The sequence below is a fragment of the Zestomonas ipomoeae genome, assembly GCF_057128665.1.
This window is the reverse complement of the sequence record NZ_JBSKHQ010000005.1, coordinates 63,361-86,898: the sequence shown is the minus strand read 5'-3', so window position 1 is coordinate 86,898 and position 23,538 is coordinate 63,361. Positions and strand designations below refer to the sequence as shown.

The following is a 23,538-nucleotide window of genomic DNA, read 5'->3' as shown; positions in this document are numbered from 1 at the left end:
CGCCAGGCAGCTAGGGGCTGGAATTGGCGAGAGCGGTCTGCTTCGCGGCAATCGCGTCATAGGTCTCCACCCGGTGCAAGTCATCGGCGTCGAACAGGCGCTGGCGCAAGCGCTGGCCTTCCTGTGCCCGATCCGCCTCGCTCAAGCCGCTCTTCTGCAGTGCCGCGACTTCCTTGCGGTAGTCGTCATAGCGGCGCTGCCAGTCGCGCTCGGCTCGCTGTTCGGCGAGCAGACGCTCGACAGTGGGGGGATCATAGGTCATGGCAAGGAAGCTTCGCATCTGTTCTTCGCTGGCGCCTTGGCGCAACATCCGCTCGCCTTGCGCTTGGCGTTCCGCGATCTCGGCCTGGCGCACTTCGCTGGCACGCAGGGCTTCGGGCAGCTGCCCTCGTACCGCCTCGACGGCAGCGGCCTTGGCACCCGGGGACAGGTCCTCGCGGCTCTGTATGGCCAGGCTCTCAAGGGTATAGCGGGCGTAGGCCTCCTCCGCACCGAAGAACGCCTCCACCGCAGCCGCGTTCAGGTGAGCTCGACGCAATTGGGCAAGACGGTCGAACGCCTGTTGCAAGGCAATCAGTTGCTCTTGCGGCTGGCTCTGCTGGGCCATGCTCAGTGGTTGCTGCAGCAATTCCATGCTGGCTCGTTTGTAATCAAGGTAATCGGCGAGCAGGCGCGAGAACTGCCCCAAGGCAGGCTCCTGCAGGCGGCCGCTGGCGTCTTCCACCATGGCACCGATCGCTGCCTCCAGTCCGACCTGGTCCACGGCGCTGAGGAAGTAGTCAAGGTAATCCCGCACCGCAAGGTCGAGCACCAGGTTGCCCGCGGCATCGGTTTTCAACTCTCCGTCGACCTCGGTATCGGCCATGGCCGGTACCAGCGGCTGACGAAGGGAGTGCGAGCCCGCCGGGTCCGGCCGGATCTGCACGAGCGGCTGCCGGGGAGTGGGCTGAGCGGGCACCGCAGGCGCCTGGGCGGCGGGCATGGCAGGCGGCTCGGGCCATTGCCAGTAAAGAGTCAAGCCGGCACCGACCAGGGTCAGCAGCACGGCGGAAGCAAACAGACTACGCGGCGACATCGATCACTCTCCAAGTCCGGCCAGGAGCCTGCGTGGCTTCCTGCCAACGCAAGCACCCTTCATCCACTGGTCACCGGTAGTGACCAGCGAAACCTGTTTACCGGATCAAATGCCCTTGTTCTTCAAGCGGTTGGCGTGTTGGCGGTAGAGCGATACCGGATCGGTCCAGCCACGAATACCGAACAGGTGGTTCACCGCATCGGCATGGTTCATGTTGTAGCTGTCGCCAAGCATCTGCCCGAGATAGGTGGAGCAGGTGCCGACCAGACCGTCGTTCTTCTCGCTGCCAAACGCCAGGCCGGTGATGGCCAGGAACGGATCGATGCCATCGAACACGTTGGTGTAGGAGGTGTTGCCGGTCCAGGAGTAGTAGCGAATGCTGTGGCCGCGCACGTTCTGCATCTCGGTCGATTGCGCACAGTAACTGGAATTGTTGACGCCCCAGGGATGGCGACTGTTCAGCGCGGCGGTGCCGGGGGTGGTCAGGGTGTACAGCGCGGCCAGGGCATTCTGCTGATTCCCGCCGCCGGAGAGCAGATTGATCATCGCGCCCAGGGCATTCGCGACGGCAGCTGCACCGCCCTCGATGTAGCTGCCTGGCGGGATGATGCCGCGCACCACGTCGGCCACCTTGGAGCCCTTGTTGACGCCGTTGACCGAGGTCACCGAAGCCACCAGGTCAGGGCGCAGCGAGGCGGCTACTCGCGACGTCGGCGAACCCTGGCTGTGTCCGATCAGGTTGACCTTGCCGCCGTTGGCGGTAGCCCAGGGCACTATCTGCCGGGCCAGCTCTGCGCCACGCTGTTCGCTGTCGTTGAATGCCGCGACGCTGGCCAGGTAGACCTTGGCACCATCGCGCTCGAGATTCCAGGGCACGGTATGAAAGTAGTTGACCAGGCCACCAATGGTGTCGAAACCGGTGACACCGTGGACCAGGACGATTGGATACTTGGTCTGGGTATAGCCAGCCTGGGCCTCGACAGCCCCGGCGAGGGCCATGGCGGCAAGACTTATGGAGAGTACGCGACGCATGAATGCCTCCTTTATTTTTGTGAGCACCGGGGAACGGCATCCGGTGTGGAGGCAAGTCTATGGGGTAGCCCCGCCCTCCCCCATCGCCCAGATGGGTGAAGCGCCGCCTGACCATCCCTAGGGTCTGTTGACAGATTTACCCGCGCGAAGAGCAGCCCACCGGAGCAACGGGCTACATGAAACGTCATCGCGTGCAGAAGTCGCGGAAGATGAGAAGCGTGCGAACTCCCCAGGAACTTTCCAAGCCGACTACACACCAGCGAGCACCAGTACGGCCCGGCGACACCCACCCCGGTCGCCCTGGCCCGCCCGTCAGTTGCATGCGAACCCTCGCAACCGCTGCCAGTCCACTATCTATTGCCACCCGCAATCGGAGAACCGCGTATGACTCCGCAACGCTATGCCTCCTGCATCCAAGCCTGCAACGCCTGCGCCATCGCCTGTGAACACTGTGCCGCGGCCTGCCTGCAGGAAGGCAATCTGAAAGACCTGACCACTTGCATCGGGCTCGCCCGCGACTGTGCCGACATGTGTCGACTCGCCGCCCGCCTGATGGCCCGGGAAAGTGTGCTGGTGGACGAGATCTGCCGGCTCAGCGCCATTGCCTGCCAGGCCTGCGTCGAGGAGTGCACCAAGCACGCACACGATCACTGCCGACAATGCGCGCAGACCTGCCAGCACTGCGTGGACGAATGCGAGGCGATAGCGCCTGCCGCCTTGAGCGTGCAGAACGCCGAGAAGAAACAGGTCATGTCGGCCAAATGAGTAAACCGCGCCTAGTGCAGCGAAAGCACCCTGGTCTTGCCCGGTTCCTCGCCCATCGATGGCTTGAGCACACCCCAGCCATGACACGCCGGGCACTGCCAGTGCAATAGCTTCCCGGCAAATCCACAGCGCTCACAGCGATAGCGCGGCTGCGTCGCCGCCAGTCGCTCGATGGCCTCTGCGAGGGTAGCCAGGACATCCTGCTGGCTGCCGACGGCGGTCTGCTCGATGCTCAGCTCGAGTAGGCTCTTCATGCCCTCCAAGGACGGGCTGCGACGAAGTTGCTCCTGCAGCAGCTGGCTCGCTTCCACTGGGTTGCGCCCGGCAGCCTGCCTCGCCAACAGCAGGCTCACGGCAGGCGCGCACTGCCTGTTTGCGGCCAGCACCTCGTGCAGGTAGGCCTGCAGATCAAAACGAGCCCCCAACTGTTCGGCGCAGCGCTGCAGTGCCTCCAGGGATTCGCCAACGAAAATCGGCTGTTGAAGGCGCACCTCGATCAACGCATCCAGCGCCTCGGCATAGCGCCCCTGGCGCTCTTCCAGCGCGGCCAGGAGCAGGCTGGCACGCACGCAGGATGGATCGGCACGCAACGCGTGCGCCAAGTGCTGCCGGCATTCGAGGTATTCGCCACGGCGCAGACAGCGCTCGGCCAGTTCGCAATGGTAGTGGGCGCACACCGTGCGATAGACGCCATCCTTCGCCACCAGCGACTCGGCAATAGCAATCGCCCTGGGCCATTCCCGTTCTTGCTCGTAGATGCGCAACAGCCCCTTGCTGGCCGGCTTCAGCACCTCCTGATGCTCTATCAGTTCAAGAAACAGCTTCTCGGCGCGCGACAATACCCCGGCGGCGAGAAAGTCTTCCGCCAGCGCCAACCGAACCTGAATCGACTGCGCCTGCGTAAGCTGGGGAGCGAGCAGCAGGTTCTGATGCACCTGGATCGCCTTGCCGACCTCGCCACGCTTGCGCAACAAACGGCCTACGGCGAAATGGGTGTCCAGGGTCTGTTCGTTGATTTCGAGCCCCTCGAGCATGCGTTGCAATGCCTCGTCCGGCTGGTTGTCCAGCAGATAGGCATACGGTGGAGGGGAACTGGTTGGAGACCGGGAACGCGACAAGCGCAAGGGATCGAAGCGGCCGAGCAGCCAGCCGCAAGCTATCGCCAGGACGAACAGCCCTAGCCAGAGCACGTCATGCATATCAATGCTGTTCGACCTGCTGCCGGGTCGACAGCTCCTCCAGGCGCTTGTGGTAGGCCTGCAGTTCGCGTTGCTGCGACGACAGCTTCATGCGCAAACGGCCAAGCCGCAGCCAGTCGAGCAGGAGCACCAGCAAAAAACCCAGCAAAAAGGCACAGGCGATGTAGACGGCCACCGGCAAGGCCGGCGCAGACCACCCGAAGAACACCAGCCCGACCGGCTGCTGGTTCTCCAGAATGAAGATCAAGGTAACGAGGGCAAGCAGCAGAGCAGCTGCCGTGAGGATGATTCGCTTGATTCCCTGCATCAGCGGCTCCCTGGGCGAGATAGAAAGAGCGCAACGGCGCGTTTATTCGTCTTCATTGACCCGGTCACGCAACTCCTTGCCCGGCTTGAAGTGGGGAACGAACTTGCCGTCCAGGCGCACAGCCTGGCCGGTCTTCGGATTGCGCCCCACTCGCGGCGCACGGTAGTGCAAAGAAAAACTGCCGAAACCGCGGATTTCGATACGGTCCCCCGTCGCCAATGCCTGGGACATCTGCTCCAGCATGGTCTTGATGGCCAGCTCCACATCCTTCGACGAGAGCAGCCCCTGGTGGGTGACTATTCGTTCGATCAACTCCGACTTGGTCATGGTTTTCCCTTCTTTTTCAAGCGGCTAGATCAGCTGGTAGTGGTTTTAGCATGCTCGCCAGGGTTTGAACAGCCTAACCGCGAAGCGCTTGCCCAGAGGGAGATACAGGCCTGAAGAACGAGAGTGGAACCATGACCAGGTAACGCCAAGCGAAATGCATCGCACCGCGCGGGCACAAAAAAGGGCGACCGAAGTCACCCTTTTTGCGGATCGTCAGGATTAGCCCTGATTTTCCATCTGCGCGCGGATCAGATCACCGATGGTGGTCGGACCAGTGCTTTCTACTTCCTGCTTGGTGCGCAGCTCTTTCATCGCATCCTTCTCGTCTTCGACGTCTTTGGACTTGATGGACAGGCTGATCACGCGGGACTTGCGGTCGATGCTGATGATCTTGGCTTCGACTTCCTCGCCTTCCTTCAGCACGTTGCGCGCATCTTCAACGCGGTCACGACTGATTTCGGAGGCTTTCAGGGTCGCTTCGATATCGTTGCCGAGGTCGATGATGGCGCCCTTGGCGTCTACCGACTTGACGGTACCGCGAACGATGGTGCCCTTCTCGTTGAGCGACGCGTAGTTGGAGAACGGATCGTCTTCCAGCTGCTTGATGCCCAGGGAAATGCGCTCGCGCTCCGGATCGACGGAGAGGATGACGGTATCCAGCTCGTCGCCCTTCTTGAAGCGACGCACGGCTTCTTCACCGGCTTCGTTCCAGGAGATGTCGGACAGGTGAACCAGACCATCGATGCCGCCTTCCAGGCCGATGAAGATACCGAAATCGGTGATCGACTTGATGGTGCCGGAGATCTTGTCGCCCTTGTTGAAGCGGCTGGAGAAGTCTTCCCACGGGTTGGACTTGCACTGCTTGATGCCCAGGGAGATACGACGACGCTCTTCGTCGATGTCCAGAACCTGAACTTCCACTTCGTCGCCGACCTGAACGACCTTGGACGGGTGGATGTTCTTGTTGGTCCAATCCATTTCGGAAACGTGCACCAGACCTTCCACGCCCTCTTCCAGCTCGGCGAAGCAGCCGTAGTCGGTGAGGTTGGTAACGCGCGCGGTAACGCGGGTGCCTTCCGGATAGCGGGCCTTGATGGCGACCCACGGATCTTCGCCCAGTTGCTTCAGACCCAGGGAGACGCGGTTGCGCTCGCGGTCGAACTTCAGGACCTTGACGTCGATCTCGTCACCCACATTGACGATCTCGGACGGATGCTTGATGCGCTTCCAGGCCATGTCGGTGATGTGCAGCAGGCCGTCTACGCCGCCCAGGTCGACGAACGCACCGTAGTCGGTGAGGTTCTTGACGATACCTTTGACCTGCTGGCCTTCCTGCAGGGATTCCAGCAGGGCTTCGCGCTCGGCGCTGTTCTCGGCTTCCAGCACGCTGCGACGGGAAACGACAACGTTGTTGCGCTTCTGGTCGAGCTTGATGACCTTGAACTCCAGCTCTTTGCCTTCCAGGTGAGTGGTATCACGCACCGGGCGGACATCAACCAGGGAGCCCGGCAGGAACGCGCGGATGCCGTTGACATCAACGGTGAAGCCGCCTTTAACCTTGCCGTTGATAACGCCCTTGACCACTTCTTCAGCAGCGAAAGCAGCTTCCAGAACAATCCAGCACTCGGCGCGCTTGGCTTTTTCGCGGGACAGCTTGGTTTCACCGAAGCCATCTTCAACCGCATCCAGCGCAACGTGAACTTCGTCACCCACGCTGATGGTCAATTCGCCTTGTTCGTTGTAGAACTGCTCGACCGGGATGACGCCCTCGGACTTGAGGCCGGCATGCACGGTGACCCAGTCACCGTCGATGTCGACCACGATGCCGGTGATGATGGCACCCGGCTGCATGTCGAGGGATTTCAGGCTTTCTTCAAAAAGTTCTGCAAAGCTTTCGCTCATGTTGATTCCTGTTGATCAAGGGCAGGGAATCTGCCCAAACCACACTCCAGACAATGTGGGTTCGTTATGTAAAAAAGGCCTGCGGGACTCGGACTGGTCCCCCGCACGCCTCCTTGTCAGACCGGGAAGAATTCCTGCGGCCTGGTCATCCGGCGAGATCGCGATTGGCGACTTCGCTCAGAATTCTTTCCAGCACCTGCTCGATGGAGAGTTCCGTGGAATCCAGCTGAATGGCGTCGGGCGCCGGCTTCAGCGGGGCGACGGCTCGCTGGGTGTCGCGTTCGTCACGCGCACGAATCTCGTCTAGCAGACTACTCAGACTAACATCATCCCCCTTGGCCTTCAACTGAAGGTAGCGCCGCCTGGCGCGTTCTTCGGCGCTGGCGGTGAGAAAAACCTTCAGCGGTGCATCGGGGAACACGACGGTGCCCATGTCCCGACCATCGGCCACCAGGCCCGGTGCCTCAAGGAAGGCCCGCTGGCGCTGCAGAAGGGCTTCGCGCACCGCTGGCAGCGCGGCGACCTGGGAGGCACCGGCGCCGACCTGCTCGTTGCGAATCGACTCGGTCACCTCTTCGCCTTCGAGAACGATGCGCTGGCCCTGCCCTTTCCCCGCGGCGACGAACTGCACGTCCAGATGCGCGGCCAGGACCTTGAGCGCTTCCTCGTTGGTCAGATCGACGCCATGGTTGCGCGCGGCAAACGCCAGCAGGCGGTACAGGGCCCCTGAGTCCAGCAGGCTCCAGCCCAGTTTCCTGGCGAGGATGCCGGCAATGGTGCCCTTGCCCGAACCGCTGGGCCCGTCGATGGCGATGACCGGAACCGGAGCAGTCATCACTTGCCCTCCTCGGCCACGCGGATGCCGGCCTGAGCGGCCAAGCCAAGGAAATTCGGGAAGGAGGTGGCGACGTTGGCGCAATCATGGATGCGAATCGGGGCGCCGGCACGCAGCGAGGCGACGCTGAAGGCCATGGCGATGCGATGATCGCCGTGACTGTAGACTTCGCCGCCGCCGAGCTGGCCGCCTTCGATAACGATGCCGTCCGGCGTCGGCTCGGCACGGATCCCCAGGGTCTGCAGCCCGTCTGCCATCACCTGGATGCGGTCCGACTCCTTGACTCGCAGCTCCTCGGCACCGCGCAGCACGGTCCGCCCGTCGGCGCAGGACGCGGCGACGAACAGCACCGGGAACTCGTCGATGGCCAGCGGCACAAGGTGCTCGGGGATGTCGATGCCCTTGAGCCTGGCGCTGCGCACGCGCAGGTCCGCCACGGGCTCACCGCCGACTTCGCGCTGGTTTTCCAGGGTGATGTCGCCACCCATCAGGCGCAGGATGTCGATCACCCCGGTGCGGGTCGGATTGATACCGACGTGCTCCAACACCAGTTCGGAGCCGTCAGCGATGCTCGCCGCGACCAGGAAGAAGGCAGCCGAGGAGATGTCCGCAGGCACTTCGATGTGGCTGGCTTTGAGCGTGTGCCCGGACTCGACGGTCGCAGCATTGCCCTCGACCTGCACTGGATAGCCGAAGCCGCGCAGCATGCGCTCGGTGTGGTCACGGGTCGGCGCCGGTTCGATGACGGTGGTGGAGCCGGCAGCATAGAGGCCGGCCAGCAGCAGGCAGGATTTCACCTGGGCGCTGGCCATCGGCATCTCGTAGGTCATGCCGCCGAGGCGGCGGCCACCGCGGATAGTCAGCGGCGGGCGACCTTCCGGGGCGGTCTCGATCTGCGCGCCCATCTCCCGCAGCGGCTTGGCCACGCGATTCATTGGCCGTTTCGACAGGGAGGCGTCGCCGGTCAGGGTGGTGTCGAACGACTGGGCGGCGAGCAGGCCAGCGAGCAGGCGCATGGAAGTGCCCGAGTTACCGAGGTAGAGCGGCCCGGGCGGCGGTTGGAGGCCATGCAGGCCGACGCCATGGATGGTCACCCGACCGTGGTGGGGGCCTTCGATCACCACGCCCATGTCGCGAAACGCCTGCAGGGTCGCCAGGGCATCCTCGCCTTCCAGGAAGCCTTCCACCTCGGTGGTACCTTCGGCCAGCGAGCCGAGCATGATCGAGCGGTGGGAGATGGACTTGTCGCCCGGCACGCGAATGCGACCGGAGAGGCTGCCGCCCGGCTGGGCGAGGAAAATCAGATTGTTCGAATGCATGGCGTCCACATAGGCCCGACGGGCCAAAATTTTGCTGAAATGCTCGCGGGCCACCCGGGCGCGGGTGAACACGCCCAGCAGTTGATGCCCATCCCCTGCGTCGACCGCCGCGCGCAAAGCGTCCAGGTCGCCGCGAAACGCGTCCAGGATGCGCAGCACCGCCTCGCGGTTGGCGAGGAAGATGTCGTGCCACATCACCGGATCGCTGCCGGCGATTCGCGTGAAGTCGCGAAACCCCCCGGCGGCATAGCGGAAAATCTCCAAATTCTCACTGCGCTTGGCCAGCGAGTCCACCAACCCAAAGGCCAGCAGATGGGGCAGGTGGCTGGTCGCCGCGAGCACCTCGTCATGATGCTCGACCTGCATGCGCTCGACGTCGGCACCCAGCTCCCGCCAGAGCAACTCGACCCGGGTCAGCGCTGCCGGGTCGACATTGTCCTGGGGAGTCAGGATGACCTTGTGCCGCCGAAACAGACTGCCTTTGGCCGCCTCCACCCCGCTTTGTTCGGAACCGGCTATCGGATGCCCCGGCACGAAGCGCGCCGGCATGCCGCCGAATGCCAGCCGCGCCGCGCGCACCACATTGCCCTTGGCGCTACCGACATCGGTAAGCACGGCATCGCCGAGATCGATCCTGGCCATCTCCGCCAACAGGCGCTCCATCGCCAGGATCGGCACCGCCATCTGGATCACATCGGCGCCGCGACAGGCGGTCGCCAGATCGCTCTCGCAGCGGTCCACCACGCCACGCTCGACGGCGATGCGGCAGGACTCCGGGTCCAGGTCGACGCCGACCACCTCGAAGAACAGCCCGCGCTCACGCAAGCCCTTGGCAAAGGATCCGCCGATCAACCCGAGACCGATGACCACCAGGCGGCCGAAGATAGGCGCACCCTGTTGCAGCGGCATGACATCAACCACGACCGAGCACCTTGGCCAGCGCCTCCAGGCAGCGGGCATTCTCCTCCGGCAGGCCGATGGAAATGCGCAGGAAGCTCGGCATGCCGTAGCTGGCCACCGGACGCACGATCACGCCCTCGCGCAAGAGTGCCTGGTAAAGGGGCGCGGCATCGCGCCCCAGATCAACGGCAATGAAGTTGCCCTTGGACGGTATCCAGTCGAGACCCAGCTCTCGAAACCCTGCCTCCAACTGCGCCATGCCCGCATCGTTGAGCCGCCGGCTTTCGGCGAGGTAATCGGTGTCGTCCAGCGCGGCGCAGGCGGCTGCCAGCGCCAGGCTGTTGACGTTGAACGGCTGGCGCACACGGTTGAGCACGTCGGCAGTGGCCGCGGAGGAAATGCCGTAGCCGACCCGCAGCGCGGCGAGACCGAACGCCTTGGAGAAGGTGCGCGAGACCAGCAGGTTGCCGTACTGGGCCAGGTAGTCCAGCCCGTCCGGCAGCTCACTACCCTCGGCGTACTCGATGTAGGCCTCGTCCAGCACCACCAATACCTGCTCGGGTACCCGGGCGAGGAAGTCGGCCAACGCCTGGGCGCCGAACCAGGTGCCGGTGGGGTTGTTCGGGTTGGCGACGAACACCACCCGGGTGTGGTCGTCGATGGCGGCGAGCATGGCTTCAAGGTCGTGCCCCCAGTTCTTGGCCGGCACCGCCCGCCCTTCGGCACCGACGGCCTGGGTGACGATCGGGTAGACGGCAAAGGCGTGCTGGCTGAACACGGCATTGAGCCCCGGCGCCAGATAGGCGCGGGCGACCAGTTCGAGGATGTCGTTGGAGCCGTTGCCGAGGGTCACCTGGGGCGGGGCCACACCGCAGCGCTCGGCCAGCTTGCGCTTGAGGTCGAAACCGTTGCCATCGGGATAGCGGGTCAGCTCGGCGAGTTCGCCGCGAATCGCTTCAAGCGCGCTGGGGCTGGGGCCCAGTGGGTTCTCGTTGCTGGCCAGCTTGACGATCTTCGCCGGGTCCAGGCCCAGCTCGCGGGCCAATTCGTCCACCGGTTTGCCCGGCACATAGGGGGACAGCTTTTGCACCCCTGGCTGAGCCAGGGTCAGAAAGTCGCAACTCATCGCAAGCCTCGAACCTCGAGCGGCAAGCTGCAGGAAAAGCCGGGCGGGACCGCTTGGGGCTTGTCGCTTGGAGCTTGCGGCTGTGTTTAAAGTACCGCCTTCGGATAGGACCCCAGCACCTTGAGCGCCACGGCTTCCTGGTTGATCTTTTCCAGCACGTCCTTGATCAGCGGGTCCTTGTGGTGGCCGATGAAGTCGATGAAGAACACGTAGGTCCATTTGCCACTGCGGGACGGGCGGGTTTCGATACGGGTCAGGTCGATGCCGTTGTTGTGGAACGGCACAAGCAGCTCATGCAACGCACCCGGCTTGTTGCACATGGAAACGATGACCGAGGTCTTGTCGTCGCCGGTCGGCGGCACTTCCTGGCTGCCGATGATAAGGAAGCGCGTGGAGTTGTCCGGGCGGTCCTCGATTTTTTCGGCGAGCTTGGTCAGGCCGTAGAGATTGGCTGCCATATCACCGGCGATGGCTGCCGAGTTCCACTCGCTCTTCACCCGCTTGGCCGCATCGGCGTTGCTCGACACCGCCACCCGCTCGACGCTCGGGTAGTGCGAGTCCAGCCACTTGCGGCACTGGGCCAGGGACTGGGCGTGGGAATAGATACGAGTGATCTTGTCGGTCTTGGTGTTCTCGCCCACCAACAGGTGGTGGTGGATGCGCAGCTCGACCTCGCCGCAGATCACCATGTCGTGCTCGAGGAAGCTGTCGAGGGTGTGGTTGATCGCGCCTTCGGTGGAGTTCTCCACCGGCACCACGCCAAAGTTGACCGCACCGGCGGCGACTTCGCGGAATACCTCGTCGATGGCCGCCATCGGCACGCTGATCACCGCGTGGCCGAAATGCTTGGTCGCCGCCGCCTGGGAGAAGGTACCTTCCGGACCGAGGTAGGCGACCTTCAGCGGCTGCTCAAGCGCCAGGCAGGAGGACATGATTTCGCGGAACAACCGCGCCATTTCCTCATTGTCCAGCGGCCCCTGGTTGCGCTCCATGATGTGCTTGAGCACCCAGGCTTCGCGCTCGGGCCGATAGAACACCGGCTTCTCGCCTTCCGGCAGCGACTGCATCTTCACCCGCGCGACGTCCTGGGCACAGCGGGCACGCTCGCTGATCAGGTCGAGAATCTTCTCGTCCAGGTTATCGATGCGCAGGCGCAGCGCATTGAGCTGGTCTTTCTCGCTCATCAGCCGTGCTCCTTCTCGAACTCCGCCATGTAGGCCAGCAGGGCATCGACAGACGCCTCGCCAACGGCGTTGTAGATCGAGGCGCGCATGCCACCGACCGAGCGGTGCCCCTTGAGATTGAGCAGGCCACGAGCCTCGGCGCCGGCGAGGAACGGCTTGTCGAGCTTCTCGTCGGCCAGGCGGAATGGAATGTTCATCCAGGACCGGTCGTTCCTGGCGATGGGGTTGGTGTACAGGCCGCTGGCGTCGATGAAGTCGTACAGCTTGCGCTGCTTGCGCTCGTTGACCTTGCCCATGGCCTCGACACCGCCCTGTTCCTTCAGCCACTGGAAGATCAGGCCGGCCAGGTACCAGGCCAGGGTTGGCGGGGTGTTGTACATGGAGCCGTTGTCGGCGGCGACCTTGTAGTCGAGCATGGTCGGGCAGATGGCGCGGGCACGACCGAGCAGGTCTTCGCGCACGATCACCACGACCAGGCCGGACGGGCCGATGTTCTTCTGCGCGCCGGCATAGATCAGGCCGAAGCGCGAGACGTCCAGCGGTCGCGAAAGGATGGTGGAAGACATATCCGCCACCAGCGGCACGTCGCCCACCTCGGGTATCCAGCCGAACTCCAGGCCGCCGATGGTTTCGTTCGGCGTGTAATGCACGTAGGCGGCGTCCTTCGATAGCTGCCAGTCGTTCTGCCCGGGAATGGTGAAGTAGTCGAACGACTTGGCGCTGGCGGCGATATTTACCGCACCGTAGCGCTGCGCTTCCTCGATGGCCTTCTTCGACCAGATGCCGGTATCGATGTAGTCGGCCTTGCCGTCTTCGGGCAGCAGGTTCAGCGGTATCTGGGCGAACTGCTGGCTGGCGCCACCCTGGAGGAACAGCACCTTGTAGTTCGACGGAATGCCGAGCAGATCGCGCAAGTCCTGCTCGGCCCTCTCGGCGATGGCGACGAACTCGTCGCTGCGATGGCTCATTTCCATGACCGACAGGCCCTTGCCCTGCCAGTCGAGGAGTTCCGCCTGGGCACGCTGCAACACCGCCTCGGGCAGTGCGGCCGGACCGGCGCAGAAGTTATGGGCGCGTTGACTGCTCATCTACAGGTCACTCTTCATCATCGGTCGGCACGACATCCGGCGGCACATCGCTTACACCGCCCGGCAGCAGCTCGTCGGCGTCGGGCTCGGTGCTGACCACCGGCATTTCTTTCTCACGCAGCTCCTCGTCGAGCGAGGCCTCGATCCCTTCCAGCTCTTCCTCGATGGACGGCTCCTGCACACGCTCCAGGCCCACCAGCTTCTCGTCGCTGGCCAGCTTGATCAGGGTCACGCCCTGGGTGTTGCGACCGGAACTGGACACCTCGTCCACACGGGTCCGGACCAGGGTTCCCTGGTCGGAAATCAGCATGATTTCCTCGCCGTCCTGAACCTGGATGGCGCCCACCAGCTTGCCGTTGCGCTCGTTGATGACCATGGCGATCACGCCCTGGCCGCCACGGCCACGACGTGGGAACTTGCCGAGGCTGGTGCGCTTGCCGAAGCCGCGCTCGGACGCGGTGAGGATCTGTGCGCCGGTTTCCGGGATCAGCATGGAAATCAGCTGTTGATCCTTGCCCAGGCGCATGCCGCGCACGCCACGGGCCGTACGACCCATGGTGCGCACTACGCTCTCGGCGAAGCGGATGACTTTGCCACCGCTGGAGAACAGCATGACTTCCTTGGCACCGTCGGTAATGGCGGCGGCGATCAGCGTGTCGCCCTCATCCAGGCGTAGTGCGATCAGGCCGCTGGAACGCGGCCGGCTGAAGTGGGCCAGCGGCGTTTTCTTCACGGTGCCGAAGGCAGTGGCCATGAAGATGTAGGCACCAGTCGGCTCCGCGACCAGTTCGGGCGTGTCGCCCTCGATCTCCTCAGCCTCGGCTTCGACCACCTCGCCTTCGAGCACCACGCCCTCGGCGTCTTCGATCTCGTCCTCGTCACCGGCTTCGCGCTGCAGCGCCTCCAGGTCGATCTGCAGCATCGCGGTGATGCGCTCGCCCTCGTCCAGCGGCAGCAGGTTGACCAGTGGGCGGCCACGGGCGGTGCGCGACGCTTCGGGTATCTCGAAGGTGCGCAGCCAGTAGACCTTGCCCTTACTGGAGAACAGCAGCAGCGTGGCATGGCTGTTGGCGACCAGCAGGTGCTCGATGTAGTCCTCGTCCTTCACCCCGGTGGCCGACTTGCCGCGACCGCCGCGACGCTGGGCCTGGTAGGCGGCCAACGGCTGGGACTTGGCATAGCCGCCATGGGAGATGGTGACCACGCGATCTTCCTCGGTGATCAGGTCGGCAATGGTCAGGTCGACGTGGGAGGCGACGATCTCGGTGCGACGGGCATCGCCGAATTCGGCCTTGACCTTCTCCAGCTCCTCGCGGATGACTTCCATCAGCCGCGCGGGATTGGTGAGGATGCGGATCAGCTCGCCGATCTGGGCGAGGATTTCCTGGTACTCGGCCAGCAGCTTTTCATGCTCCAGGCCGGTCAGGCGATGCAGACGCAGGTCGAGGATCGCCTGGGCCTGCTCCGGAGACAGGTAGTACTTGCCCTCGCGCAGGCCGTACTGCGGATCGAGGTCTTCCGGACGGCAGGAGTCGGCACCGGCGCGCTCGACCATGGCTTCCACCGCACTGGACTCCCAGGCGGCGGCGATCAGCCGCTCCTTGGCCTCGGCCGGGGTCGGCGAGGTCTTGATCATTTCTATGACCGGATCGATGTTCGACAGCGCGACCGCCTGACCCTCGAGGATATGACCGCGCTCGCGGGCCTTGCGCAGCTCGTAGACGGTCCGCCGGGTCACCACTTCGCGGCGGTGGCGGACGAATACTTCGAGCATGTCCTTGAGGTTCATGGTGCGCGGCTGGCCATCGACCAGCGCCACCACGTTGATGCCGAACACGCTCTGCAGCTGGGTCTGCGCGTAGAGGTTGTTGAGGATCACCTCCGGCACTTCGCCGCGACGCAGCTCGATGACCACGCGCATGCCGTCCTTGTCGGACTCGTCGCGCAGCTCGGTGATGCCTTCGAGCTTTTTCTCCTTCACCAGCTCGGCGATCTTCTCGATCAGGCGTGCCTTGTTCAGCTGGTAGGGCAGCTCGGTGATGACGATCTGCTGGCGGCCGCCAACCTTGTCGATGTCCTCGACCTCGGCGCGGGCACGCATGTAGATGCGCCCGCGACCGGTGCGATAGGCCTCGATGATGCCGGCACGGCCGTTGATGATGCCCGCGGTCGGAAAGTCCGGACCGGGGATGTACTGCATCAGCTCATCGACGGTCAGCTCGGGGTTTTCGATAAGCGCCAGGCAACCGTCGATCACTTCGCCGAGGTTGTGCGGGGGGATGTTGGTGGCCATGCCCACCGCGATGCCCGACGAGCCGTTGACCAGCAGGTTGGGAATCTTGGTCGGCATGACCGCCGGGATCTGCTCGGTGCCATCGTAGTTGGGCACCCAGTCGACGGTTTCCTTGTCCAGGTCGGCCAACAGCTCATGGGCCAGCTTGGCCATGCGCACTTCGGTATATCGCATGGCCGCGGCGTTGTCGCCGTCCACCGAACCGAAGTTGCCCTGGCCGTCGACCAGCATGTAGCGCAACGAGAACGGCTGCGCCATGCGCACGATGGTGTCGTACACCGCGGTGTCGCCGTGGGGATGGTATTTACCGATGACGTCACCGACCACACGGGCGGATTTCTTGTACGGCTTGTTCCAGTCGTTGCCCAGTTCGCTCATGGCGAACAGCACGCGGCGGTGCACGGGCTTCAGGCCATCACGCGCATCCGGCAGGGCACGCCCGACAATCACGCTCATGGCGTAGTCGAGATAGGACTGTTTCAGCTCGTCTTCGATGTTGACCGGGAGGATTTCTTTGGCCAGTTCGCCCATAAGAAGCCAGGTTCCTTAGTAGTACGCGAGGTCCAGCGGGAAGCGCCGGATAGTAACACAGACGGCGGCGGCAAGCCTCAAGCCGGAAGCATCCGGATAACAGCATCGCCAGGCGGCCGAGCACTTCAATGCAAGCGCTTTCGGCACATCAATTGCGCCATCTTGGCGGCATCGGGGCGTTCGACCACGCCCTTCTCGGTGACGATGGCATCGACCAGGTCGGCCGGGGTGACATCGAACACCGGATTGATCGCCTCCACGTCGGCGGCAATACGCTGCCCGCCGACTTCCAACAGTTCGCGGCCATCACGCTCTTCGATGGGAATGTCCTCGCCGCTTTCCAGGCTCATGTCGATGGTCGAGCTGGGCGCCACCACCATGAAGCGCACGCCGTGGTGCATGGCGTTCACCGCCAGTTGGTAGGTGCCGATCTTGTTGGCCACGTCGCCGTTGGCGGTGATGCGGTCGGCGCCAACGATGACCCAGGTGATGCCCTTGGTCTTCATCAGGTGCGCCGCCGCCGAGTCGGCATTCAGGCTGACCGGAATGCCCTCGCCCGCCAACTCCCAGGCAGTGAGCCGCGACCCCTGCAGCCAGGGTCGGGTTTCGTCGGCATAGACACGCTCGACCAACCCCTCCAGATAGGCCGCGCGGATAACCCCCAGCGCGGTACCGAAGCCGCCCGTGGCCAGCGCACCGGTATTGCAATGGGTGAGCAGCGCCTGCGCGTTGCCCTGATGCTTGCGGATCAGGTCGACGCCGAGCTGGGCCATGGTCAGGTTGGCTTCGCGATCGCTCTGGTGAATCGAAATCGCCTCGGCCTCCAGCACCGCCAGCGCATCGTCGCCTTCCTTCAGGCGATCCAGGCGCTCCTGCATGTGATTGAGCGCCCAGAACAGGTTGACCGCCGTCGGCCGTGAATCGGCCAGCACCTGGAAGTCTTCGGCCAGCGCCGAGCGCCAGTCGCCGCCCGCGGCCAGGCGCGCCCGCGCACCGAGCACCACCCCATACGCCGCACTGATGCCGATGGCCGGCGCCCCGCGCACCACCATGGAGCGGATCGCCTCGGCCACGCCCGCGGCATCGGAATAGCCCAGCCACACCTCCTGCAGAGGCAGCAGGCGCTGGTCGAGCAGGTACAGAACGCCATCGCGCCAATCGATGGCCTTCACTTTCTCCGCCGCCAGCAGTTGCTCGCGCATGGCATACCCCTCACATTCAGAAACCAAAAAAGCCGCCGATTATAGCGAGCCCACCGCCAAGACGCTCGGGTATACTTCGGTCTCTTTTATATAAGCCATCAGGACGCTTCGCCATGCTCGACCAGACCGCTCCGCTCGACCTTTTGCTCCTGCCAACCTGGCTGGTGCCGGTGGAGCCCGCCGGGGTGGTATTGCAGGATCACGGGCTCGGCATTCGCGACGGCCGCATCGCGCTGATCGCCCCGCGCGCCGAAGCGCTCGAGCATCCGACCCGGGAAGTGCGTGAACTGCCCGGCATGCTGCTCGCGCCCGGCCTGGTGAACGCCCACGGCCACGCCGCGATGAGCCTGTTCCGCGGCCTGGCCGACGACCTGCCGCTGATGACCTGGCTGGAAGGCCACATCTGGCCGGCCGAAGCCAAGTGGGTGGACGAGAGCTTCGTTCGCGACGGCACCGAACTGGCCATCGCCGAACAGCTCAAGGGCGGCATCACCTGCTTCTCCGACATGTATTTCTTTCCCCACGTGGCCAGCCAGGCGATGCACAACGCCGGGGTGCGCGCGCAACTCACCGTGCCGGTACTGGACTTCCCGATTCCGGGCGCACTGGATGCCGACGAGGCCATCCGCCACGGCCTGCAACTATTCGACGACCTCAAGCAGCACCCGCGCCTGAAGGTTTCCTTCGGCCCCCATGCGCCCTATACGGTGAGCGACGACAAGCTGGAAAACATCCGCATGCTTGCCGAACAGCTGGATGCCGGTATCCACATGCACGTGCACGAGACTGCCTTCGAGGTCGAGCAGGCCTTGCAGCAGTACGGCGAGCGCCCGCTGGCCCGCCTTGCCCGCCTCGGCCTGCTCGGCCCGCGCTTCCAGGCCGTGCACATGACCCAAATCAACGACGAAGACCTGGCCCTGCTGGTAGAAAGCAACAGCAGCGTGATCCATTGCCCTGAATCCAACCTCAAGCTGGCCAGCGGTTTCTGCCCGGTGGAACGCCTGTGGCAGGCCGGTGTCAACGTCGCCATCGGCACCGACGGCGCGGCCAGCAACAACGACCTCGACCTGCTCGGCGAGACCCGTACCGCCGCCCTGCTGGCCAAGGCCGTCGCCGGCTCGGCCGTCGCGCTGGACGCCCACCGCGCGCTGCGCATGGCGACGCTGAACGGCGCCCGCGCGCTGGGCATGGACGATCAGGTCGGCTCGCTGGAGGTCGGCAAGGCGGCCGACGTGATCGCCCTCGACCTTCGTGGCCTGGCCCAGCAGCCGGTCTACGACGCAGTGTCGCAATTGATCTACGCCTGCGGCCGGGACTGCGTGAGGCACGTCTGGGTTGGTGGCAAGCAACTGCTCGACGACGGCCACCTGACACGCCTCGACGAACAACGCCTGATCGCGACCGCCGGCGAATGGGGCCGAAAGATTGCCGGAAGTTCGAAGCCCGCAGCCTGACGCTCATGCGGGAACCGCCATCGGCCAAGAGATGATTCGACGCCTGGATGCCACCGCCCAGGCTTTCCGCTTTCAGCTTTACCAAGGACCAACATGAACGTCGATCACGCCGAAATCGCCAAATTCGAAGCCCTGGCCCATCGTTGGTGGGACCGCGAGAGTGAATTCAAACCGCTGCACGACATCAACCCGCTGCGCGTCAACTGGATCGACGAGCGCGCCGGCCTGGCCGGCAAGAAGGTGCTGGACGTCGGCTGCGGCGGCGGCATCCTCAGCGAAGCCATGGCCCTGCGCGGCGCCCAGGTACTGGGTATCGACATGGGCGAGGCACCGCTGGCGGTGGCCCGACTGCACCAGCTGGAGTCCGGGGTCGAGGTGGACTATCGGCAGGTCACCGCCGAAGCCCTGGCCGACGAAATGCCCGGCCAGTTCGACGTCGTCACCTGCCTGGAAATGCTCGAGCACGTGCCCGATCCATCCTCGGTGATCCGCGCCTGCCACACACTGGTCAAGCCTGGCGGGCAGGTGTTCTTCTCGACCATCAACCGCAATCCCAAGGCCTACCTGTTCGCCGTGATCGGCGCCGAGTACCTGCTCAAGCTGCTTCCGCGTGGCACCCACGATTTCAAGAAATTCATCCGCCCCTCGGAGCTCGGCAGTTGGTGCCGCGCCACCGGCCTGACGCTGAAGGACATCGTCGGCCTGACCTACAACCCCCTGACCAAGCACTACAAGCTGGCCGCGGACGTCGACGTCAACTACATGATCCAGACCCTGCGCGAGGAGTGAGGCGCATGCGTCTACAAGCAGTACTTTTCGATATGGACGGCACCCTGCTGGATACGGCGCCGGACTTCATCGCGGTGATCCAGGCCATGCGTGCCGCTCGGCAACTGCCGCCAGTAACGGAAGCGACGGTGCGCGACGTGGTCTCCGGCGGCGCCCGCGCCATGGTGATCAACGCCTTCGATGTGGACCCGTTCGCCGCCGAGTTCGAGGCGCTGCGCCTGGAATTCCTCGAGCGCTACCAAGCGCACTGCGCGGTACTCAGCCACCCCTACGACGGCATGCCCGAGCTGCTCGCCGAGATCGAGCGCGCCGGCCTGACCTGGGGCGTGGTGACCAACAAGCCGGTGCGCTACGCCGAGCCGATCATGCAGCAGCTGGGCCTCGCCGAGCGCTCGGCGGTGCTGGTCTGCCCCGACCACGTGACCAACAGCAAGCCCGACCCCGAGCCGTTGCTGCTCGCCTGCAGCACGCTCGGGCTGGACCCGGCAAGCGTGTTGTTCGTCGGCGATGACCTGCGCGACATCGAGTCCGGCCGCGCCGCGGGCACCCGCACCGTTGCCGTCACCTACGGCTACATTCACCCACAGGACAATCCGCGCTCCTGGGGCGCCGACGCGGTGATCGACCATCCCCTGGAATTGCGCCGACTGCTCGACCAGGCCCTGTGCGGGTGCTGAACCCGCCGCCACGCAACTTGGCGGGCTGCACCCGCCCTACAGCCGGCCATTGCCCCTGACTCCGGCTTGCCGCTCTGCGAAGGAGAAGAAGATGTTCCAATATTCCGCCCGCCCCGACCTGCTTAAGGACCGGGTGATTCTGGTCACCGGAGCCGGCCGCGGGATCGGCGCCGCCGCCGCCAAGACCTTCGCCGCCCACGGCGCTACCGTGCTGCTGCTGGGCAAGACCGAAGCCTCGCTCAACCAGGTCTACGATGAAATCGAGGCGGCCGGCCATGCGCAGCCGGTGGTGATTCCGTTCAACCTGGAAACCGCGCTTCCGCACCAGTACGACGAACTGGCCGCCACCGTCGAGCGCGAGTTCGGCCGCCTCGACGGGCTGCTGCACAACGCGTCCATCCTCGGCCCTCGCACGCCGCTGGAGCAGTTGTCCGGGGAAAACTTCATGCGCGTCATGCAGGTCAACGTCAACGCGATGTTCATGCTCACCAGCACCATGCTGCCGCTGCTCAAGCTGTCGAGCGACGCCTCGGTGGTGTTCACTTCCAGCAGTGTCGGCCGCAAGGGCCGCGCCTACTGGGGGGCCTACGCGGTCTCCAAGTTCGCCACCGAGGGGCTGATGCAGACCCTCGCGGACGAACTGGACGGCACCTGTGCCGTGCGCGCCAACAGTGTCAACCCGGGCGCCACCCGCACCGACATGCGCGCCCAGGCGTATCCCGGGGAAAACCCGGCCAGCAACCCGGAACCACAAGCGATCATGCCGGTCTATTTGTACCTGATGGGCCCGGACAGCACCGGCGTCAACGGACAGGCCTTCGACGCGCAGTAGCCTTCCCTCCCGGCGGCCATTGCGGCCGCCGATGCTCGATGGTCACTCGAGCCGTTCCACGCCAGTTTTCCGACGACCCATCCGCAAGCGGCAGCAATTTGCCATCTGTCACGTCAAGTACTCGGCAAGCCTTTGCCGTCCGGGACTGCGGAACATGCATAACCAACTGATTGATAAGACCTTTTTAGACGGAAGATTCCCTGGCATGGAATTCGCTAGAGGACTGCTGTCGTCGTCGCATTATGCGCCAGAGGTTCAATGCATGGTTCAGCCAACTCAGACCAATACCATCGATTTCGATGCGGCCAAGCTGCAGCGGCTGGGCTTTGCCAGCAGCCGGCGCAATGCATTGCAACCCGTCAGCCTGGCCGAATTGCACCGCCAGCTCAGCCTGCAACTGCAGACCAGCCTGGACGTAGAGCGCATTCTCGACCTGTTCCTCCATGAAGTGCAGCGCCTGGTGCCCCTGGACAGCCTGGCCTACCAGCACTCGGCCTACGACATGCGCCTGGAATTCGGCGCGCGCGCCAGCCACTCGGCCGGCTACCGCCTGAGCAACGAAGGCGAATACCTCGGCGAGCTGGTCTTCCGCCGCAACCAGCGTTTCAACGAAGAAGAGCTCTCGCAACTGGAATCCCTGCTGGCCTGCCTGTTGTTCCCGCTGCGCAACGCGCTGCTGTACCGGGCAGCCATCCAGACTTCCCTGCGCGACCCGCTGACCGGCACCGGCAACCGCATCGCCATGGAACAGATTCTTAGCCGTGAAGTGGACATGGCGCGCCGTCACCTGCAGCCGCTGTCGGTGCTGATGCTCGACCTGGACCATTTCAAGCAGATCAACGACGCCTACGGCCACAGCACCGGTGACGAGGTACTCAAGGCGGTGGCAACCGCACTGAAGAACCAGTTGCGCAACGTCGACATGGTGTTCCGCTACGGCGGCGAGGAGTTCCTCGTGCTGCTGTCCAATACCTGCCGCGAATCCGCTTCCATGGTGGGCGAGCGCCTGCGCATGGCGGTGCTCGAACTGCAGTACCTGGTACAGGCGAAACCGGTCGATCTGTCGATCAGCCTTGGCTGCGCCACCCTGCTGCCGGCCGAATCGGTGGAGAGCCTGCTGCGTCGCGCCGACAACGCGCTCTATGTCGCCAAGCGCAACGGACGCAATCGCCTGACCATGGCCGGCTGAGCAAACGCCGGACACGAAAAAGGGGCTCTCTGGAGCCCCTTTTTCGTTTTTGCCGTCTCAGCGCTTGCGACCAAACCCCGGACGCTGCCCCTCCCCCGCCGGAGGCCCGCGACGCTTGGCCGGGGCCGGCTTGGGCTTGCGCGCCGGCCGATCGGCCAGCTCGGGGGTGGCACGCTCCTGCTTGGCCGGGCGCTTCTTATTCACATTGCTCGGCCGCTCCGCCAGCGGCGTGCCCTGCTTGCGCTCGCCCTGGGGAGCGCGTACCGGGCGGTCGTCCGACTGGCGCGGTGCGCGTGCCGGCCGGCCATCCTGGCTGCGCGGCGCGCGCTCGCCCTCCCGCGCAGGGCGCATCGGCTTGCCGTGCTCGTCGCGCAAGACACGGGCGGGACGCTCGTCGTTCTTGCGCGGAGCGCGCGTCGGGCGGTCTTCATGGGCTCGCGGCGCACGGGCTGGGCGCTCGCCTTCCTCCTGACGCGGCGCACGACCACGCGGCACCGGCTTGGCGGACTTGCGCTGCATGCGGTCAAGGCGATCGCGCAGCTTCTCCTTCATGCCCGGCAGAGCCACCGGCTTGAGGCCGACCTCTTCGCTGAGAATGTCGACTTCCTGCTGCGACATTTCGCGCCAGCGTCCCATGCTCAGCTCGGAGGTCAGGAAGACCGGACCGAAGCGCACGCGCTTCAGGCGACTGACCACCAACCCCTGGGATTCCCACAGGCGGCGCACCTCGCGGTTGCGACCTTCCATCACCACGCAGTGGTACCAGTGGTTGAAGCCTTCGCCGCCTGGGGCTTCCTTGATATCGGTAAAGCGCGCCGGGCCGTCCTCCAGCATCACGCCGGTCTTCAGTTGTTCGATCATTTCCTCGGTGACTTCGCCGCGCACCCGCACGGCGTACTCCCGATCCATCTGGTAGGACGGATGCATCAAGCGGTTGGCCAGTTCGCCGTCGGTGGTGAACAGCAGCAGGCCGGTGGTGTTGATGTCGAGCCGGCCGATATTGATCCAGCGCCCTTCCTTCGGTCGCGGCAGTCGATCGAAAACGGTGGGCCGGCCTTCAGGATCGTCCCGGGTGCAGATTTCGCCTTCCGGCTTGTTGTAGATCAGCACGCGGCGGACATGCTCCGCCACTTCCTCGCGCTTGATCAGCCGGCCGTCGATGGCGATGGCGTCCCGCGGGCCGACGCGCTGGCCGAGGCTGGCGGCGACGCCGTTGACCTTGACCCGGCCTTCGCTGATCCAGGCCTCGACGTCACGGCGCGAGGCCAGCCCGAGGCGGGCCAGGACCTTCTGCAGCTTTTCGCCGTAGGGGCTTGAGGGATTGTCTGTATGTTCGGTCATCTGGGCACCTCCCGGTGTGGCAGTTCCGATTGAATGGGGCGCGGATGATACGCGTATCGCCGACAAGGCGCACGGGATTCAGATTAGCGTGGGAACGCTAGCGCTGCCCGGATGCTGTCCGGCAGGGGCGAATCATTCGTCCGGGCGAGCCAAGCAAGGCGAATACATTCG

At 64.5% G+C, this 23,538-nt stretch carries 20 protein-coding genes; 6 read left to right on the top strand and 14 right to left on the bottom strand.

Going from position 1 to position 23,538, the window contains the following annotated elements; genetic code table 11:
• Nucleotides 1-10: 10 nt before the first annotated feature.
• Nucleotides 11-1,075 carry a lipase secretion chaperone gene (locus ACWKV7_RS08390; protein WP_483857209.1) on the bottom strand — a complete coding sequence of 355 codons (1,065 nt, stop codon included), beginning with the start codon at nucleotides 1,073-1,075 and terminating at the stop codon, nucleotides 11-13.
• Between the two features lie 105 nt (nucleotides 1,076-1,180).
• Nucleotides 1,181-2,107: an esterase/lipase family protein gene (locus tag ACWKV7_RS08385; protein WP_483857208.1), complete on the bottom strand. Its 927-nt coding sequence runs from the start codon at nucleotides 2,105-2,107 to the stop codon at nucleotides 1,181-1,183.
• A gap of 384 nt (nucleotides 2,108-2,491) precedes the next feature.
• On the opposite strand from ACWKV7_RS08385, the gene ACWKV7_RS08380 reads away from it, so the two are divergent.
• Nucleotides 2,492-2,872 (top strand): four-helix bundle copper-binding protein, encoded by a 381-nt coding sequence (locus ACWKV7_RS08380; protein ID WP_483857207.1) that lies wholly within the window; start codon nucleotides 2,492-2,494, stop codon nucleotides 2,870-2,872.
• Nucleotides 2,873-2,883: 11 nt separating this feature from the next.
• Here ACWKV7_RS08380 and lapB read toward each other — a convergent pair whose 3' ends face one another.
• The 11 genes from lapB to mtnA all read right to left on the bottom strand — a co-directional run bounded on the left by lapB (nucleotide 2,884) and on the right by mtnA (nucleotide 17,085).
• Nucleotides 2,884-4,071: a lipopolysaccharide assembly protein LapB gene (gene lapB, locus ACWKV7_RS08375; RefSeq protein WP_483857206.1), complete on the bottom strand. Its 1,188-nt coding sequence runs from the start codon at nucleotides 4,069-4,071 to the stop codon at nucleotides 2,884-2,886.
• Between the two features lies 1 nt (nucleotide 4,072).
• A complete protein-coding gene (locus ACWKV7_RS08370) occupies nucleotides 4,073-4,378 on the bottom strand; it encodes a lipopolysaccharide assembly protein LapA domain-containing protein (protein WP_483857205.1) in 306 nt (101 codons plus the stop codon).
• Nucleotides 4,379-4,420: 42 nt separating this feature from the next.
• Nucleotides 4,421-4,705, bottom strand: a complete 285-nt coding sequence (gene ihfB, locus ACWKV7_RS08365; RefSeq protein WP_483857204.1) for an integration host factor subunit beta — start codon at nucleotides 4,703-4,705, stop codon at nucleotides 4,421-4,423.
• 219 nt (nucleotides 4,706-4,924) lie between these two features.
• On the bottom strand, nucleotides 4,925-6,607 hold the full coding sequence (gene rpsA, locus ACWKV7_RS08360; protein ID WP_483857203.1) for a 30S ribosomal protein S1: 1,683 nt from the start codon (nucleotides 6,605-6,607) through the stop codon (nucleotides 4,925-4,927).
• Nucleotides 6,608-6,752: 145 nt separating this feature from the next.
• Nucleotides 6,753-7,442 carry a (d)CMP kinase gene (cmk, locus tag ACWKV7_RS08355; RefSeq protein WP_483857202.1) on the bottom strand — a complete coding sequence of 230 codons (690 nt, stop codon included), beginning with the start codon at nucleotides 7,440-7,442 and terminating at the stop codon, nucleotides 6,753-6,755.
• Nucleotides 7,442-9,682: a bifunctional prephenate dehydrogenase/3-phosphoshikimate 1-carboxyvinyltransferase gene (locus ACWKV7_RS08350; protein WP_483857201.1), complete on the bottom strand. Its 2,241-nt coding sequence runs from the start codon at nucleotides 9,680-9,682 to the stop codon at nucleotides 7,442-7,444. Before ACWKV7_RS08350 ends, cmk begins: the two co-directional genes overlap by 1 nt.
• Nucleotides 9,675-10,787, bottom strand: a complete 1,113-nt coding sequence (hisC, locus tag ACWKV7_RS08345; RefSeq protein WP_483857200.1) for a histidinol-phosphate transaminase — start codon at nucleotides 10,785-10,787, stop codon at nucleotides 9,675-9,677. The genes ACWKV7_RS08350 and hisC overlap by 8 nt, the downstream gene beginning before the upstream one ends.
• 86 nt (nucleotides 10,788-10,873) lie before the next feature.
• A complete protein-coding gene (gene pheA, locus ACWKV7_RS08340) occupies nucleotides 10,874-11,971 on the bottom strand; it encodes a prephenate dehydratase (RefSeq protein WP_483857199.1) in 1,098 nt (365 codons plus the stop codon).
• Nucleotides 11,971-13,059 carry a 3-phosphoserine/phosphohydroxythreonine transaminase gene (gene serC, locus ACWKV7_RS08335; RefSeq protein ID WP_483857198.1) on the bottom strand — a complete coding sequence of 363 codons (1,089 nt, stop codon included), beginning with the start codon at nucleotides 13,057-13,059 and terminating at the stop codon, nucleotides 11,971-11,973. The genes pheA and serC overlap by 1 nt, the downstream gene beginning before the upstream one ends.
• 7 nt (nucleotides 13,060-13,066) lie before the next feature.
• Complete coding sequence (gene gyrA, locus ACWKV7_RS08330; RefSeq protein WP_483857197.1) at nucleotides 13,067-15,883, bottom strand: DNA gyrase subunit A; 2,817 nt, start codon at nucleotides 15,881-15,883, stop codon at nucleotides 13,067-13,069.
• Nucleotides 15,884-16,008: 125 nt separating this feature from the next.
• On the bottom strand, nucleotides 16,009-17,085 hold the full coding sequence (gene mtnA / locus ACWKV7_RS08325; protein ID WP_483857196.1) for an S-methyl-5-thioribose-1-phosphate isomerase: 1,077 nt from the start codon (nucleotides 17,083-17,085) through the stop codon (nucleotides 16,009-16,011).
• 113 nt (nucleotides 17,086-17,198) lie between these two features.
• Between mtnA and ACWKV7_RS08320 the strand changes: the two genes are divergently transcribed.
• From ACWKV7_RS08320 to ACWKV7_RS08300, 5 genes are all read left to right on the top strand, one after another.
• Complete coding sequence (locus ACWKV7_RS08320) at nucleotides 17,199-18,539, top strand: TRZ/ATZ family hydrolase (RefSeq protein WP_483857195.1); 1,341 nt, start codon at nucleotides 17,199-17,201, stop codon at nucleotides 18,537-18,539.
• Nucleotides 18,540-18,632: 93 nt separating this feature from the next.
• Nucleotides 18,633-19,328, top strand: coding sequence for a bifunctional 2-polyprenyl-6-hydroxyphenol methylase/3-demethylubiquinol 3-O-methyltransferase UbiG (gene ubiG / locus ACWKV7_RS08315; protein WP_483857194.1), 696 nt, complete (start codon nucleotides 18,633-18,635; stop codon nucleotides 19,326-19,328).
• A 5-nt stretch (nucleotides 19,329-19,333) separates the two neighbouring features.
• Nucleotides 19,334-20,005: an N-acetylmuramic acid 6-phosphate phosphatase MupP gene (gene mupP / locus ACWKV7_RS08310; protein WP_487249204.1), complete on the top strand. Its 672-nt coding sequence runs from the start codon at nucleotides 19,334-19,336 to the stop codon at nucleotides 20,003-20,005.
• A 91-nt stretch (nucleotides 20,006-20,096) separates the two neighbouring features.
• Nucleotides 20,097-20,837 carry a YciK family oxidoreductase gene (locus ACWKV7_RS08305; protein WP_483857192.1) on the top strand — a complete coding sequence of 247 codons (741 nt, stop codon included), beginning with the start codon at nucleotides 20,097-20,099 and terminating at the stop codon, nucleotides 20,835-20,837.
• 262 nt (nucleotides 20,838-21,099) lie between these two features.
• Nucleotides 21,100-22,026, top strand: a complete 927-nt coding sequence (locus ACWKV7_RS08300; RefSeq protein ID WP_483857191.1) for a GGDEF domain-containing protein — start codon at nucleotides 21,100-21,102, stop codon at nucleotides 22,024-22,026.
• 57 nt (nucleotides 22,027-22,083) lie between these two features.
• Here the strand turns inward: ACWKV7_RS08300 and rluB are convergent, their stop codons facing one another.
• On the bottom strand, nucleotides 22,084-23,367 hold the full coding sequence (gene rluB / locus ACWKV7_RS08295) for a 23S rRNA pseudouridine(2605) synthase RluB (protein ID WP_483857190.1): 1,284 nt from the start codon (nucleotides 23,365-23,367) through the stop codon (nucleotides 22,084-22,086).
• Nucleotides 23,368-23,538 lie beyond the last annotated feature (171 nt).